The 224-nt window shown below is 63.4% G+C and carries 1 protein-coding gene; it reads right to left on the bottom strand.

Annotation, left to right across the window (positions count from 1 at the left end; translation table 11 throughout):
• A partial coding sequence (locus tag QME70_14045) for an aldehyde ferredoxin oxidoreductase C-terminal domain-containing protein (protein MDI6895684.1) occupies positions 1-224 on the bottom strand: 224 nt, incomplete at both ends.

Raw genomic sequence — 224 nt, 5'->3', positions numbered from 1 at the left:
GTGGCGTTGCCCAGACCCATTGATTTCTGAGCACGACCGTCCTGTCCCGCGATCTCCTGCCGCTTGATCGCCATCACGTATTTTTCGGAACCCCTGCCGACCCTCTGCGCTGCGCGATAGCTTCCCTCCGCCAGTAGGTCGCCGAATCCCTCCCTAAATGCGATGAGCCGGGCGAGCTCCACCATCGCCCCGTGGTTGCCGAATCGAAGCTCGAGGCCGCCCGT

This window comes from Bacillota bacterium, assembly GCA_030019365.1.
Classification (GTDB): Bacteria; Bacillota; Sulfobacillia; order JACIYH01; family JACIYH01; genus JACIYH01.
The sequence above is the reverse complement of the archived record's forward strand: the minus strand, read 5'-3'. Positions and strand labels throughout refer to the sequence as shown.